Origin of the sequence: Paenibacillus sp. S150 (assembly GCF_019352175.1) — a bacterium.
Classification (GTDB): Bacteria; Bacillota; Bacilli; order Paenibacillales; family Paenibacillaceae; genus Paenibacillus_AQ.
In genome coordinates this window covers 86,231-99,152 of the sequence record NZ_JACBYI010000022.1, presented here as the reverse complement: position 1 = coordinate 99,152, position 12,922 = coordinate 86,231, and the positions used below count along the sequence as shown (strand labels likewise).

Below are 12,922 nucleotides of genomic sequence, written 5' to 3'. Positions count from 1 at the left end.
GTTTCTCGTCGTTGCAGCCGGTCAGATTAAGTGTCGGGATTTCTCACCAATATTTTATCGACCTCTGATCCACAGCACCATTTTACCAAATACGCACTCTGTCTTCATCTGTTTTTCATGACCGACGGTGGCTGCCAGGCCATGGTTGATTAAGTGTACAAATTCCCACTAAACCTCGCAGCAGCGCCGATTTCAGCAAATTAGTTGTACTAATTCCCACTAACACTCTGAGCAGCGCCATTTCGGGGCAATCTGGCCGGACTAATTAATTTCCTTCAGCTGGAGCCGCCGCAGATTGCAGCAGTTTAGTTACAACCTTTCCCTCCAGCTCTCTGCCGGCCCGGCGCTTGGCGCAACACAGCTTCCCGATGTCAACCCGAGTCGTTCCGGCCCGGTGCATGCCCGGCAGCTTCAGGTTATACCTCATGCCGTCAGCTCTTTAAGGGCAGCTGGTGTCCGCTTGGTCTGGCGCGCAAAATACAGGAGGGTTAGGGCCAGAAAGATCACGGCATAGGTGAACAAATACACGGTTTGCTCTCTTAACAAGATATAGCCGCAGCTGGCGATAATCGCCTTGCAGCCAACGGTGCTGTGTGTCATAGGCAGCCACGGATTCATCTTCTGCATCCAGCCCGGCAGCAGCTCCAGCATCTCTTGCTTGTAAATTCCCGAAAACTTTCACAATATTCATTAAGGGACAAAAAAATAGCCTTTGCAGGCTGGACGGCTTGGCTTCTATACTTGGCAGCTATATAAGAATGCCGTTCGAAATAAACAGAATCATATGCTCCTTAATCCGGTTGTTATCCAGCGGCTCATGCTCTTTGTTCCATCCGGTGGTCTAAGCCAGGTATAGACGCAGAATCATGAACGCCGCCACGCTTGGATCGCAAGGCTTCACTTCGCCCCGGCTGATCGCCTGCCCAATCTGCTGCCGCAGGAAATCCAGCGCATATTCTTCCATCCGCTTGACGCCTCCAACGCCTGCACAGTGCCGATATCCCTCCCTCTTGCGCCAGCTTGACGAATAATTCATGATTGGAGCGGAACTCCAGAATAGAGTCGAGCAGATTGAACAGCTTCAGTATAAAGGTATTATCCTCCTCCGCCAAACGGTTCATTACCGAGGTCAGCTCCTGGGAGGCCTTGCCCAGAATTTCTTCGAACAGCTCTTCCTTCGTTTTGAAAAAGGTATAAATCGTCCCTTTGCCTACATTTGCGATCTTGGACACTTGATCCATGGTTGTGGCTTTTAAATTCTGCGGGAAGGAAAATCCCATCTACTTCTTATGCCCAAAATGTCGTCAAAAAAGTATCCATTGCCCGCTTATCTGGGGTATGATAATAAGGATGTAGTCAAGAAACTAACTTTATGGATGGTGGAATATGTTTAAGAACAAAAAATCGAGACTTTTCCTCGTCGCCTTCGTCGTTATCATCGCTCTGGCTGTCACGGCCTGCAGCAAGAATAAGGACAGCGGCAGCAGCCCCGCTGAAACCTCCGGCGGCGCAAAGGTATCCACGGATGGCGGAACGAAATCCCTGGAGCAGACGTTTTATATTTATGATACCGTTGTGAATATCAAGGTGTTCGGCGACAACGCTGAACAAAAGAATATGGATGACATCCAGCAGATGTTGGAGCGAATGGATACAGAGTTCAGCCGTACCAAGGAAGACGGAGAATTGTTCGCAGTGAACAAGGCTGCCGGCAAAGAAGCCGTTGTCGTCTCCGATGAAACCCTGGATATTGTCAAGCTCTCGCTTCAGTACGCCGAAGAAATGGACGGGCTGTACGATCCGACGATCGGACCGCTTGTGGATCTGTGGAATATCGGCAATGGCGGAGAATCGGTTCCTCCTCAGGCGGAAATCGACAAAGCCAAAGCACTGACCAACTACAAGGATGTTATTGTGGATGATGCCGCGAAGACAGTCAAACTGACCAAAGAAGGCATGGTGCTGGACATGGGAGGGATCGGCAAGGGGTATGCCGCTGACCGCATCGCCGATTATTTGAAGGAGCAGGGTCTGGACAGCGCAATGATCAACCTTGGCGGCAGCAGCATCATCGCTCTGGGCAATAAGCCTAACGGCTCGCCGTGGAACATTGGCCTGCAGGACCCTGACCAGAGCCGCGGCACCCAGCTCGGAACCATCAAGATTACCGATGAAGTCATTGACGCTTCCGGTGTGTATGAACGTTTCTTCATGCAGGATGGCGTGCGTTACCATCACATTCTTGATCCCCGCACAGGGTTCCCATCCCAGAACGGGCTGAAAAGCCTTACCATTATGAGTCCCAATGCTACTGACGCTGACGCCCTCTCTACCGGGGTCTTCCTGATGGGCCTGGAGGATGGAATGAAATATCTTGAAGCGCTGCCGGAGAAGGTTGAAGCTTTCTTTATTACCGATGACAACAAAATCTATGCAACCTCTGAGCTGAAGGAAAGGCTGCAGTTGACCGATCCTACGTACACTTTTGCCAACTAAGGCTCATCTGCTGCGACGTCTGCAGCACAAACAAAAGCGGCGGAGCCTGGGCTCCGCCGTTTTTTAGGCAGGTATATGATATTAGAACACTCGCTCAAATCAGCGGAAGCCCGCTGAATTCCCGGTAGCTGGTGAAGATATAGCTCGGCTTATGCTCCGTTCCCGGCTGGCGGCCGCGGGGATTGTACCAGCACACCTTCCAGCCTGCGGCAAGCGCACCGACCACATCATTGTCCCAGGTGTCTCCAATGTAGAGCGACTGCTCCGCTGTTGTCCCGGTCACCCGGTTGACATGGGCAAAAATTGCCGGGTCCGGCTTGGCCAGTCCAACTGCATCGGAGATAAAGATCATCTCCTGCGGGATGAGCTTGTCCACCCCCAATCCGCGCAGCTTGTTCATCTGGTGGTCCTGCGGGCCGTTCGTAATAATGCCCACCTTGTGTCCGAGGGAGATGAAGCGCTGGAGCTGTTCAGCCACACCCTCTATCAGTTCAATACTGTACTGGCGGCCGATATAGGCTGCCTGCACTTTTGCCGCCTGCTCCCGGTTCAGCTCCAGGCCAGCCTCGGCAAAAGCAAGCTCCAGCCGCCGCACCCGCGTTTCTTCCAGTGCAAGCTCGCCCTGCAGATACATCGGCCACAGCAAGTCGCTGTGATGCCTCACCTTGTAGAATAAATCGGCATAATTCAAATTGCTGTCTTCCGGCTGCAGCACCTCGCGCACCGCTTCCCGGAAAGGCACCAGATGATCGTACAGCGTATCATCCAGATCAAAAAAAACAGCCAGCTTCCCATTGCTCTTATCCACGTTAACGCCCCTTACTCTTTTCTTCAAACATAGTTCACTCTACTCTATTATTCCCTGGAATCAAAAGAAAATGTGGCGTGCGCTGACCTTGCCCGCTTCAATATCCAGCAGGCCGAAGGAATACTGCTTCTCCCTCCGCTTATCGGTTGGGGAGCCTGGATTGAACAGCAGAATACCGTCCTCTTTGCGCAGCAGCGGCTGGTGGGAATGGCCGAAAAGAATGCAGTCCACCTCCTCGCCTTCAAAGGCAAGCAGCGCGTTGCCGTCGGTTCCCCTGCGCGAATACGGCGCATGCCCATGAATCATCCCGATACGCACGCCTTCCAGCGTAATGATCTTGCGCTCGCCCAGCCGGCGGATGATCTCCGCTCCGTCATTGTTGCCGGCAATCCCCTCCACCGGGGCAAGCTGTGCCAGCAGATCATAAATCTCCATCGACACCCAGTCGCCCAGGTGCAGAATGATATCCGCCTTGCCGAATTCCTCCATAAGCACGGAAGGCAGCCCTCTTGCACTGCTTGAGAGATGCGTATCCGATACAACTCCTACCTTCATCAGCTTCAGCTCCTAATCTGTATAATCGTGAACATTTACCGCAGCTTTGCGAATACTAATTTTCAGTAATTGTACGATTTGCAGCGGAGAGAAGCAAGTAAGGCAATTTATTATGCCACCCTTAGAAGTGTGGTGATTTTGTCGTAACCTATGGCCGGGTAGGGGTTTCCACTCGAATAAACAAGCGGAGGAGCATTCTCCTCCGCTTGATAAATGCCTCTTTTTTATTCATTGTTCTGTCCATTGTTTTCCGCAGCATATAAATCTTTAGGTGAATAATATTTGCAATCTAATTTCCATTTTTTAAAACCCGAGTTCCAGGTAAGTATAGGCAGCCTGTTTTCCCGGTGGAGTTCTTTCACGCCAATCTCTTCTCTCACCTTTATGGGGATGGCTGCTTGCCCCTTAGCGGACAGCTTGCCTGTTTCAGCAATTACAATTATTTGTTCTAATAGGGTTTTATCCATATGATCTCTTTCTAAGCCTTTTCTCATTGTTTCCAGTTCTCCCTTTGCGATGGGAAACGTATATTATCTAATGCCAATTCCACAGCTGCACTTCCCCGATTCTGATGTTGCTGAGCCAGGAATTCTCCTGCAGCTTCAGCAGCTCCTTCACCGGTCCCGTAACAACAGCTCCGTACAGCTGAACTCCCTGCTCCTCCACATAGCTGACTGCCTCATCCAGCCGGATGAACGGAGCCGCCTTCCGGGCCAGAGATTTATGCTGCTGCAGAAGCTTCAGCGTCTTGATGAAGTTGTCATTGCGAAGTTCGCCATCGCCGTACGCCTCAACAGACGGGTACGCCACACTTCTGGTAGTAACACTGCTGAACCAGCCTGTCTTTTCTCCGGAGAGCTGCGTCACCTTCGCATCTTCTTCATGCCAAATTGGCATATATGGGAAGCCGAGCGGAGCGGTGACTGCCGTATTGGCAGAGCGCTGGCCCGTGTCTGCGGCAAACCACACCGGCAGCAGCTCCAGCGGCTCCAGCGTTTTCAGCAGCTCATCTGTTGTGAATAAATGGTCAAAGGACAGGTAGGCCTCCGCCACGGTGCCCTCGGGAAGCTTATTCAGCTTCTTCCACTCCCGGCTGTCATCCGAACCGCTCCCGGAACCCGCTGCTGCATCAGGATAAAAAAAGTAAAAATTTCCGGCATTCCCCGCATCTGTCCAATTAAAAATACCCGGACCGGACAACCCAAAGAGAAAATTCTGCGTATATTCTCCGGCATCCGCCTGTTCCCCGCCGATTTGCTTCTGCAGCCTTCCGCTTAACTCCATTCTGAAAAAGTATTTTGCATTTGCGCTTAGGTACACCTCCGTATTCGGCCTCGAAACGGCAATCGCCGAGGATATTACATCACGATAGGTGTCCGTCCGGTCTCCCGCAGCATAGAACACAGCAGTAATTATACTGCTGATGATGGTGAATGCCAGAAGCGCCGTCAGCACGGTAAAGGTATTCACAAACCGCGCTCTCCATTTTCCCCGGCGGACAATCCTCTTTTCCTTGCCCCGTACCGGAGCCGCCAGGGGCGGAAGGTTTTTTTTTCGCCATCCTTGTGACTGATCCTCCTGCTCCATTTGCTCCTCGAGGTAAATCTGGTAAGCCTCCAGCTTCTCCAGCTCCTGCTCCACTTCTTCGCGCTCGGCTTCCGGCAGCTTGCCTTCACTGTATAACCGCAGCTTTTCTTTGAATCCCTCACTCATCGCCGTTCCTCCTCCGCCGGTCACTCCGCAGACTTTGCCTGGCACGGAATACCAGCATTTTATATTGGGACAGCCCGATCTCCATGATCTCCGCAGCTTCGAGGTAGGTCATCCCGTACACATCATGCAGCAACAGCGCATGGCGCTGCCTCTCCGGCAAGCCGTCCACGGACAAAGCCGTCTCCTCCAGGCGTTCCTGCCTCAGCAGCGTACCCTCCGTAGTCTCGGGGTGGGCCAGCTTGTTGAAATAATCGGCATCCTTGCTGATGCTCCTCCTGGCCTTGCGTATGTAATCCACAAAAGCATTGTATGCGACACGGAACAGCCAAGGCCTGATTTTGTCTTCCGGGCAGTTCTCCAGATACAGATAAGCGCGGAAAAACGTCTCCTGCGTCAAATCTTCGGCAAGATGATGATCATGGCAAAGGGAGCGCAAGTAGGTGTATATGTCCCGGACATAGTTCTGATACAGCTCATCCAGCGATTTCGGCTCCATTCCTTCCCCCCTTGACTTAACCACGCATCAATTCGGCAAAAGTTACACCCCGGCCTCCAAAACAGGGAAAATAACCCTGCACAATTATATATCGGCTTGCGTCGCCTCATCCAAGCAGAAACGGCTTCGCCGTCCTTATAGGACGGTATCCGTTACAGCGAGAAAGATAAGGATAATTTTTAGCGTGAAACATATAAATTCTTTTTAAAAAAAGGAAGCCCTCCGGCTCCCTCAAATGTACTGCATACCCATTTTCTGTATTGGCTTATTTCAATAATAAATCTCAATAAAACCCGATGGCCGATGAAGCATCCTTCATCCATTCCCGCTTGCGCCCTTTGTCCACCTCGCCGCGCATCCCGCGTACAAGCGCCTCAACATCAATCCGGCCGTTCTTGTGCCATTCCAGCGCCGCGCTGACATACAGCTCGCCGAGCTGGGTCAGGGAGAAATCCGCCGTCAGGCGCGCAGCGGCCGCAACGCCTTCTTCACCGGTAAACGCCGTGAAGTCCCGCAGCCTCAAATACTCCAGGCGCAGCTCCTCGTCCGGCATCCTGATTTCGTAGGCCCGGTCGAAGCGTCCGGCGCGGTTCATGAGGCCGGGATCTATTTTCTCCGGGTAATTGGTGGTGCCGATCAGAAAAATCCCTTCCTTGGAGGTCGCCCCGTCCAGCGTATTCAGAAAAAAGGATCTGACCTCCTGCGGCATCGAATCGATATCCTCGATCACCAGCACCATCGGCGCAAGCCTGGCGGCGGCTTCAAACACCTCATTCACTGATTCGCTGCTCGTGTATTCGGTAATCTGCCAATAGACCACGGGACCGGGCACACTGCCGGCAATGGACTTTACCAGCGTGGTTTTGCCGTTGCCCGGATGCCCGTAGAGCAGAATCCCCCGCTTGTAGGGAATGTCATAGGTGACATAGAAGCTGCGGTCCGAATCGAAAAATTGGTCCAGCGAGCGGTAGATCTCTTCTTTGATCCCCGCCTCCAGTACCACATCCTCGCGCCCGACAGAGCGGGTAATCGGCTCATCTTCACGGAAAATCCCGTTGCGCCTGTCGGTGAACACGGTCACCTTGTTGATATTCTGCTCCCGCTGCCGCTTGCGCACATTGCCCAGAAACCCCTGCAGCTGCGCGTCGGAGGCGGCGAACACATAGTCCTGAAAGTTGATGCCATTTTCCTGGAATACGGGAACCCGCGCGAGCGCCACACCCATATCCGGGTAGGCCAGCACATTGTTGCGGATCGACAAATGGATGCTGTATTCCGGCTGCTCCTTGTCATCGTCGTACACAAACGTCCGGTCCTCCAGACGGTCGAAAATCCGCGCCACATGCTCCACCCCCGGATTTCCGCTCTGCACATCATTCTCCAGCAGCTTCCAGTATTCACTGTTGGGATCGTCACTGGCATACAGCTCATAGCGGACACCATAACGGGTGTGCAGAGCTTCAAGAATTCCGTCCACAAGGCGTGCGTAAGCATCGTAGCCCTTGATCATTCCGACGGTGTTCTCATCATATTCGTATATTACAGTATGCTTCCTGTTCCCCTTCTCCATTGTCGCTTGGTCCCCTTTATCGCTGCGAGCGGCTTGCATTTGGCCACAACGGCAGCCAGGCCGGCAGCCCGTAACGCTTTCTATGATCTCATCTACATTCTTATAGGCTTGAGGCGATTCGTCAATGATAGATTCCAGGGAATGCTGATTGACGATAATCTCATCCTCTTTGCCTGCCCTAAGCGACCGGGGAAATTCACCAACCGGCACCAGCCGCTTCGTTGCCGAACGTGAGATGCGGCCTGCGCCATGGCAGATGGAATAATAATTCTCTTCCCCGCCCGGCAAACAGCTGGCCGCTGGCATACACCTTCAGGTCGCCGCCCGGAAGGGCTACAGTGTGACGGTACTGGGGTTTTAGCTCATAGGTACTCATAACAGATTATCCTTCCCTTTCTTATAAACATAAAAATCCAAAACAAAGAACCGCAGATCCTGTACGGACCCACGGCTCAGCCAAAGCGTTGTCTGATGCGGAAGCGGCTGCAGATCCTCTGATCTGCCGGCCGTCCCCCTGATATAACACGACATGACAAGCTTATGAAATCTTTACCAGTACAGCCAGTCAGATTCCTAAGCTCGCTCTGTATAACGCATCATGTCTGCCGGACAGGGCCGATGGAATCCAATTTCTGATATGCAATTAGCGCTGGTTGTGCCTGCGGGAACAGCGTATTCGTTCCAATCATCTTCATCGGCCCCCTTCATGGTAAGATAATTCTCATATTAAGTGTTATTCAAAAGCTCTGTCAATCCTATACTTTGGAAAATATTCGCTGTCCGCAATCTCAGTTGCCCGCTTCTCCGGTCTTCTCCGCCAGTCCGGCAACGATTCTATCGACCGGATTCGTGAACAGAGCATATAGAATCGCAGCATTCTCCTTCTTGCTCAGCGCTTCTCTGGACTTGTAATCGACAGCCCCGTTGGCATCCGCCTTAATATCAGGTCCGTACAGTCCCAAAGCCACGGCCATCTTTACTGCCGGAACCGCCCATTGATCCGTGCTGCCGGCCAGCTTCACATTTTGGAACAGCTCATCCGGGTACTGTGCGCTGAGCAGTCTCCATACCATCACCGCCGCCTCCTGGCGGGAAATGACCCGGTCGGGCTGGAACTCTCCGCCTGCCGTCCCCTGAACCATCCCGAGCTGGACGGCCATTTGCACGTAAGCGGCATCAGGATGGCCCTGCAGATCAGGGAACGCCAGCTTCTCTGTCTTGCTCTCTTTTATACTGCTGCTCTCCAGCATCAGCCGAACATACTCGGCACGCGTAATTCCCGCCTCAGGCTGAAAGCTGAGCGCTGCATCATTCGGCAGATAGCCCAGCGACTGCAGCATCATAACCGGGGTCGCATACGGGTGGCTCGCGGTGACATCGGCATAACCGAGGCCGTCCGGCCCTTTTTGCCCATAGCCGTAAGGATTGAGGTACGGTTCTTTCAGATAGGCTCCCTGGCCGTCCGCAGCCAGTGCAAAGCCGGTAAATTTCCCGGTCAGCTCATCTATGAACAAATTATCGTCCACCTGGCTCAACTGGCGGGTGCCCAGCAAAGCATCGCTAATGCTAAGCGCGCCTTCTTTTACAGCAACCGTGGAGACCAGGCTTTTGAGACGGAGGTCCGCATAATAGCCTGTAAATGCGTCCAGGGCCTCGGCGCTTAGCGGCTGGAAGGCGTCCAGCTTCGCAGGTGCGGCATATTGCGGGAAAAACGTCTGGATAAACGCCGGGTAGAACAGCTCCCGCAGCACGCTTTGCTGATTATAGCCAATGAAAACTCCGGTCTTTTGCTCCGGAATCAGAAACATATAAGAGCTGAAGCCGACCAGATCGCCTGCCTTGGTGATAATCTTGGAGCTGCTCCCCGCACCTGGAAGCTGAAAGGGCGCTTCGAAGCCATAGGTGGTATTCGGCAGCAACGGATGGATAGAGGAGCGGTATTCCTCCATGGCATCTACTGTGCTTTCAGCCAGAATACGGTTATCGCCCGCAGCTCCTCCGTTCAGGAAAGCGGTCATGAACTTGCCGATGTCATCGGCGGTGGACAGCATGCCTCCATGCGGCATGACGGTTGGAGTTACCGTATACAGGTCAAGCGCCTTGCCTGTGGCATCATAGGCTGTAGCAAGGTCTTCCTTCAGCTTGCCTTCCAGCAGGAAGCCGCTTTTATCCATATCCAGCGGGGCGAATACATGCTTCTCCATATAATCCTCGTAGGGCTCGCCGCCGGCCTTCTCCACTACCAGACCTAGCAGCAGCGAAGCGAAGTTGTCATACATGTAAGAAGTGCCCGGCTCACGGACCACCGGCGGCATATGCTGCAGCACATAATCCTCAATCGGTACCATTGCTTCGAAATTATCGTTGATATCCTCCGGCTGGGGATCCTGAATCCGGAACCCAGTGGTGTGGGTCAGCAGATGCTCCACCGTTACCGGAACCCCGAAGGGATTCTCGAATTCAATCGGTCCTGTATAGGTCTGAAAATCCGCCTTCAAATCGATTTTCCCCTGCTCCGCCAGCTGCATGGCGGCAACGGCAGTGAAGGTTTTGGATACCGAGGCCATACGGAAGACGGTTTCATCCGGGTCTACCGCTGTCTTGCCGGCCTTGTCCGCATAACCGAAGCCTTCTTCAATCACCGTCTCGCCATCCTTGACCACAATAATAACCGCACCGGTAAGCTGCTCCTTCACCTCTTCCAAGCTGAAGAACTGCTGGAGGAATGCCGCGGCATTCTCTGTCGTCAGCGGCTTGGCTTGCCCGGAAGCAGGCGCGGGAGAAACGGCAGACGCCTGCACCGCCGGGGCCATCAGAGACAGAATCAGGGCAGCGGCAAGAACAGTCCTCATCCAAAAAGCCGGACGGTTGCGAAACATTGACACATTCATTCACTTCACTCCAATTCAATTAAAATAGTAGATATAGTTGTTATTACGGAATTTCCCGGATACGGGTTCTTTAAATTTATTTAAACGCCTTGCTTGCCTTGCGGTAATAGACAGCTGCTGCACCAGCAGAATGAGGCCAGGATGATAATTGGGCAGCGGTGTGAAGCCGAACAGCAGGGAGTACAGCGTAAACAGCACGATGCCTGCGATAGCATCTCACCGGTAATCTGATCGGCGAACAGGCAGACCGGTATACCGTCCACTGCTCGCCTTCGTCCATTTCGGCAAGCAGTTGCGCCGCTTCTTTCCCGCTGCCTGATTTCAGATTCAGCGTCCGTTCCGGTACCCTGATGAGGTAACAAGCGTGCGGTGCTGGAGAATAATGGCCATAAACATTGTGAGGCAGACGCTGATTATGTCCACCAGCATGTAAGTTTGCATAGTCTCTCTTGGGCTGGAGGCTCGATTATTTACACTATATAGATTGAACTTGTAATTTTTCTATTTAGGACTGGTCGTAATCCAGAGAATGCTTGGACTTCCCGCCGCTGCCCGTCTGCAGATTTCTTGATGTATAGTTCGCGGTGGAAATCCGCAGACAAAGGCAGACGCTCCGCTCCTGCAGTCTCCACATTCCCTTCCGCCGCTTTTTCGCCAGCCGTAATTAGTGGTAAAAAGGACCCTTAAGGTAGCGCATGCGGATCCTGGATCATCCCTAGTGGGAAAAAGTACAACTAATTTGCCTGAAATCACCTTGTATGGGGGAGATGGCCTCCAATAAGTGTACAAAATCCCACTAAAGCCTGTTAAAGCCGGGATTCCAGCCCATTAGTGTTACTTTTTACACTTCGCTTTCGTTCCCTATGAATCTCCTTGCGTTCCATCCGCTTGTTCAGGTTCTCCGGTTCAATTCATATAAAATTATTCACAACCACGTCTGTTGAGCAATTAACCAAAAACGGCTGCGCCGCCCCTTCAAGGGCCGCGCAGCCGTTTTAGCGCATGCGTATCCTGTTTATTTGAATTTGCTCCAGTCCTGGCTGCTGTTCTCCAGCAAATGGGCAAAATCATTTTCCAGACGCTTCTGCTCCGCCTTACGCTGATCCTCAACCGCTTTGCGGGCGGCCTCCTTTTTCTCATTTTCTTCAGCCTTGAGCGCATCTGCCTGCGCCTTCAGCTTATCCAGCACATCTCTGCTCAGCAGATCCTTCAGGGTTGCCGGAGCATCTGACGCGGCAGGGCGCGGAGCCGGGGTTGATTTCTTCTTTTTGGCCATTGTAATCATCCTTTCGGGTCAGTCGGTATCTGGAATGAAATGAAATCATACTCTTCGGGCTATAAGAGAATGCCCCGGTTTCCGGCCGCTGCCGCTCCGCAAGCTTCAAGCTTCTCCTTAGTTGCTTTTGTCAGGATTAACCTCATCTTATATACTTCAAATTTGTTTTAGTCAGGGGTCTTTTCGTTTATAATGTAGAGTAAGAGGTGAGCCTTATGAAATCTACAGATTTGTGTCCAAGGTTACAAAAAAGCATGGATATTATCGGCAGACGTTGGACGGGCTTAATCATCTATCAGCTTCTCCAGGGACCCCAGCGGTTCAGTGTGATCGAAGCCTCGCTGCCGGTCAGCGGCAGGCTGCTCTCCGAGCGGCTTAAGGAGCTTGAACAGGAGGGCATCGTCCTCCGCGAGGTGTTCCCCGAGACGCCCGTACGTATCCAGTACTCTCTGACGGCTAAGGGACGGGCGCTGGAATCGGTCATCCGTGACCTCCAGCAATGGTCGGATTCATGGATTACAGCCGAAGAATGCCAGTCTGAACCTGTCCGCCCGCAATAAGCTTCACGTACCGCTCCGGAGCGCGGAGAGCATTCCATAAATTACAGCTTGCGGCCGATAATCACCAGATCACGCAGAATTCCGTCCATCTCGGCGACACCCGGCAGCAGGCCCCACTCTTCAAAACCAAATTTCCGCAGCAGCGACAGGCTTGGCTCATTATGGCCAAACACAAAGCCGACCAGATTCTGCAGGCCAAGGCGCGGGCATTCCTCCAGCGCTTTGGCCAGCAGCAGGCTTCCTGCCCCTGTGCCGCGGAATTTTTCATTTACATAGACACTGATTTCCGCAGTGCCGTTATAGGCCGGGCGGCCGTAGAAGGACTGGAAGCTGAGCCAGCCGGCGATTTCCCCGTCTTTTTTCAGCACCCAGAGCGGCCGGTGATGGCTGTTGTGCTCCTGGAACCATTTCTCTCTGTCCGCAACGCTCACCGGCTCCAGATCGGCAGTAACCATTCTGCCGGCAACCGTTGAGTTATATATATCCACGATGGCCGCCAGATCCCCGGCCACTGCATCTTCGATGCTGTAATTCTGCGTTGTCATTCATCCATTCCT

Annotated in this window: 15 protein-coding genes and 1 pseudogene; 2 read left to right on the top strand and 14 right to left on the bottom strand. The window is 52.8% G+C overall.

Annotated elements, in window-relative coordinates; all coding sequences use genetic code 11:
• Nucleotides 1–265 precede the first annotated feature (265 nt).
• From HYD27_RS19310 to HYD27_RS19300, 3 genes are all read right to left on the bottom strand, one after another.
• Nucleotides 266–427 (bottom strand): hypothetical protein, encoded by a 162-nt coding sequence (locus HYD27_RS19310; protein ID WP_219217866.1) that lies wholly within the window; start codon nucleotides 425–427, stop codon nucleotides 266–268.
• Nucleotides 424–651: an ABC-2 transporter permease gene (locus HYD27_RS19305; RefSeq protein ID WP_219217864.1), complete on the bottom strand. Its 228-nt coding sequence runs from the start codon at nucleotides 649–651 to the stop codon at nucleotides 424–426. The genes HYD27_RS19310 and HYD27_RS19305 overlap by 4 nt, the downstream gene beginning before the upstream one ends.
• 164 nt (nucleotides 652–815) lie before the next feature.
• On the bottom strand, nucleotides 816–1,241 hold the full coding sequence (locus HYD27_RS19300) for a TetR/AcrR family transcriptional regulator (protein WP_228745213.1): 426 nt from the start codon (nucleotides 1,239–1,241) through the stop codon (nucleotides 816–818).
• 145 nt (nucleotides 1,242–1,386) lie between these two features.
• Between HYD27_RS19300 and HYD27_RS19295 the strand changes: the two genes are divergently transcribed.
• The gene (locus tag HYD27_RS19295) at nucleotides 1,387–2,496 is read left to right on the top strand and encodes an FAD:protein FMN transferase (RefSeq protein WP_219217862.1); all 1,110 of its coding nucleotides are present in this window, start codon (nucleotides 1,387–1,389) and stop codon (nucleotides 2,494–2,496) included.
• Between the two features lie 94 nt (nucleotides 2,497–2,590).
• Here HYD27_RS19295 and HYD27_RS19290 read toward each other — a convergent pair whose 3' ends face one another.
• The 10 genes and pseudogenes from HYD27_RS19290 to HYD27_RS19250 all read right to left on the bottom strand — a co-directional run bounded on the left by HYD27_RS19290 (nucleotide 2,591) and on the right by HYD27_RS19250 (nucleotide 11,805).
• On the bottom strand, nucleotides 2,591–3,304 hold the full coding sequence (locus HYD27_RS19290) for an HAD family hydrolase (RefSeq protein ID WP_219217859.1): 714 nt from the start codon (nucleotides 3,302–3,304) through the stop codon (nucleotides 2,591–2,593).
• A gap of 60 nt (nucleotides 3,305–3,364) precedes the next feature.
• A complete protein-coding gene (locus tag HYD27_RS19285) occupies nucleotides 3,365–3,859 on the bottom strand; it encodes a metallophosphoesterase family protein (protein ID WP_219217857.1) in 495 nt (164 codons plus the stop codon).
• A gap of 224 nt (nucleotides 3,860–4,083) precedes the next feature.
• Complete coding sequence (locus HYD27_RS19280; RefSeq protein ID WP_219217856.1) at nucleotides 4,084–4,353, bottom strand: hypothetical protein; 270 nt, start codon at nucleotides 4,351–4,353, stop codon at nucleotides 4,084–4,086.
• Nucleotides 4,354–4,393: 40 nt separating this feature from the next.
• Complete coding sequence (locus HYD27_RS19275) at nucleotides 4,394–5,572, bottom strand: anti-sigma factor (RefSeq protein WP_219217855.1); 1,179 nt, start codon at nucleotides 5,570–5,572, stop codon at nucleotides 4,394–4,396.
• On the bottom strand, nucleotides 5,565–6,068 hold the full coding sequence (locus HYD27_RS19270) for a sigma-70 family RNA polymerase sigma factor (protein ID WP_219217853.1): 504 nt from the start codon (nucleotides 6,066–6,068) through the stop codon (nucleotides 5,565–5,567). The genes HYD27_RS19275 and HYD27_RS19270 overlap by 8 nt, the downstream gene beginning before the upstream one ends.
• A gap of 283 nt (nucleotides 6,069–6,351) precedes the next feature.
• Nucleotides 6,352–7,638, bottom strand: coding sequence for an ATP-binding protein (locus HYD27_RS19265; protein ID WP_219217850.1), 1,287 nt, complete (start codon nucleotides 7,636–7,638; stop codon nucleotides 6,352–6,354).
• Nucleotides 7,608–7,926: pseudogene (locus tag HYD27_RS19260) on the bottom strand (RtcB family protein); the annotation flags it as partial. The gene HYD27_RS19265 and the pseudogene HYD27_RS19260, both read right to left, overlap by 31 nt.
• 500 nt (nucleotides 7,927–8,426) lie before the next feature.
• Nucleotides 8,427–10,529, bottom strand: coding sequence for a serine hydrolase domain-containing protein (locus HYD27_RS19255; RefSeq protein ID WP_228745212.1), 2,103 nt, complete (start codon nucleotides 10,527–10,529; stop codon nucleotides 8,427–8,429).
• Between the two features lie 505 nt (nucleotides 10,530–11,034).
• Complete coding sequence (locus HYD27_RS32445) at nucleotides 11,035–11,163, bottom strand: hypothetical protein (RefSeq protein WP_255596485.1); 129 nt, start codon at nucleotides 11,161–11,163, stop codon at nucleotides 11,035–11,037.
• A gap of 381 nt (nucleotides 11,164–11,544) precedes the next feature.
• Complete coding sequence (locus HYD27_RS19250) at nucleotides 11,545–11,805, bottom strand: YqkE family protein (RefSeq protein ID WP_219217848.1); 261 nt, start codon at nucleotides 11,803–11,805, stop codon at nucleotides 11,545–11,547.
• A 215-nt stretch (nucleotides 11,806–12,020) separates the two neighbouring features.
• Here HYD27_RS19250 and HYD27_RS19245 point away from each other — a divergent pair, with 215 nt between their 5' ends.
• Nucleotides 12,021–12,365 carry a winged helix-turn-helix transcriptional regulator gene (locus tag HYD27_RS19245; protein ID WP_219217846.1) on the top strand — a complete coding sequence of 115 codons (345 nt, stop codon included), beginning with the start codon at nucleotides 12,021–12,023 and terminating at the stop codon, nucleotides 12,363–12,365.
• A gap of 41 nt (nucleotides 12,366–12,406) precedes the next feature.
• Here HYD27_RS19245 and HYD27_RS19240 read toward each other — a convergent pair whose 3' ends face one another.
• A complete protein-coding gene (locus HYD27_RS19240) occupies nucleotides 12,407–12,910 on the bottom strand; it encodes a GNAT family N-acetyltransferase (RefSeq protein WP_219217845.1) in 504 nt (167 codons plus the stop codon).
• Between the last annotated feature and the right edge of the window lie 12 nt (nucleotides 12,911–12,922).

Coding starts and splice junctions, on each gene's coding strand:
- HYD27_RS19310 (WP_219217866.1), bottom strand. CDS start 427: ATGAGGTATAACCTGAAGCTGCCGGGCATGCACCGGGCCGGAACGACT.
- HYD27_RS19305 (WP_219217864.1), bottom strand. CDS start 651: ATGCTGGAGCTGCTGCCGGGCTGGATGCAGAAGATGAATCCGTGGCTG.
- HYD27_RS19300 (WP_228745213.1), bottom strand. CDS start 1,241: ATGGATCAAGTGTCCAAGATCGCAAATGTAGGCAAAGGGACGATTTAT.
- HYD27_RS19295 (WP_219217862.1), top strand. CDS start 1,387: ATGTTTAAGAACAAAAAATCGAGACTTTTCCTCGTCGCCTTCGTCGTT.
- HYD27_RS19285 (WP_219217857.1), bottom strand. CDS start 3,859: ATGAAGGTAGGAGTTGTATCGGATACGCATCTCTCAAGCAGTGCAAGA.
- HYD27_RS19280 (WP_219217856.1), bottom strand. CDS start 4,353: ATGAGAAAAGGCTTAGAAAGAGATCATATGGATAAAACCCTATTAGAA.
- HYD27_RS19275 (WP_219217855.1), bottom strand. CDS start 5,572: ATGAGTGAGGGATTCAAAGAAAAGCTGCGGTTATACAGTGAAGGCAAG.
- HYD27_RS19270 (WP_219217853.1), bottom strand. CDS start 6,068: ATGGAGCCGAAATCGCTGGATGAGCTGTATCAGAACTATGTCCGGGAC.
- HYD27_RS19265 (WP_219217850.1), bottom strand. CDS start 7,638: ATGGAGAAGGGGAACAGGAAGCATACTGTAATATACGAATATGATGAG.
- HYD27_RS19255 (WP_228745212.1), bottom strand. CDS start 10,529: ATGAATGTGTCAATGTTTCGCAACCGTCCGGCTTTTTGGATGAGGACT.
- HYD27_RS32445 (WP_255596485.1), bottom strand. CDS start 11,163: ATGTGGAGACTGCAGGAGCGGAGCGTCTGCCTTTGTCTGCGGATTTCC.
- HYD27_RS19250 (WP_219217848.1), bottom strand. CDS start 11,805: ATGGCCAAAAAGAAGAAATCAACCCCGGCTCCGCGCCCTGCCGCGTCA.
- HYD27_RS19245 (WP_219217846.1), top strand. CDS start 12,021: ATGAAATCTACAGATTTGTGTCCAAGGTTACAAAAAAGCATGGATATT.
- HYD27_RS19240 (WP_219217845.1), bottom strand. CDS start 12,910: ATGACAACGCAGAATTACAGCATCGAAGATGCAGTGGCCGGGGATCTG.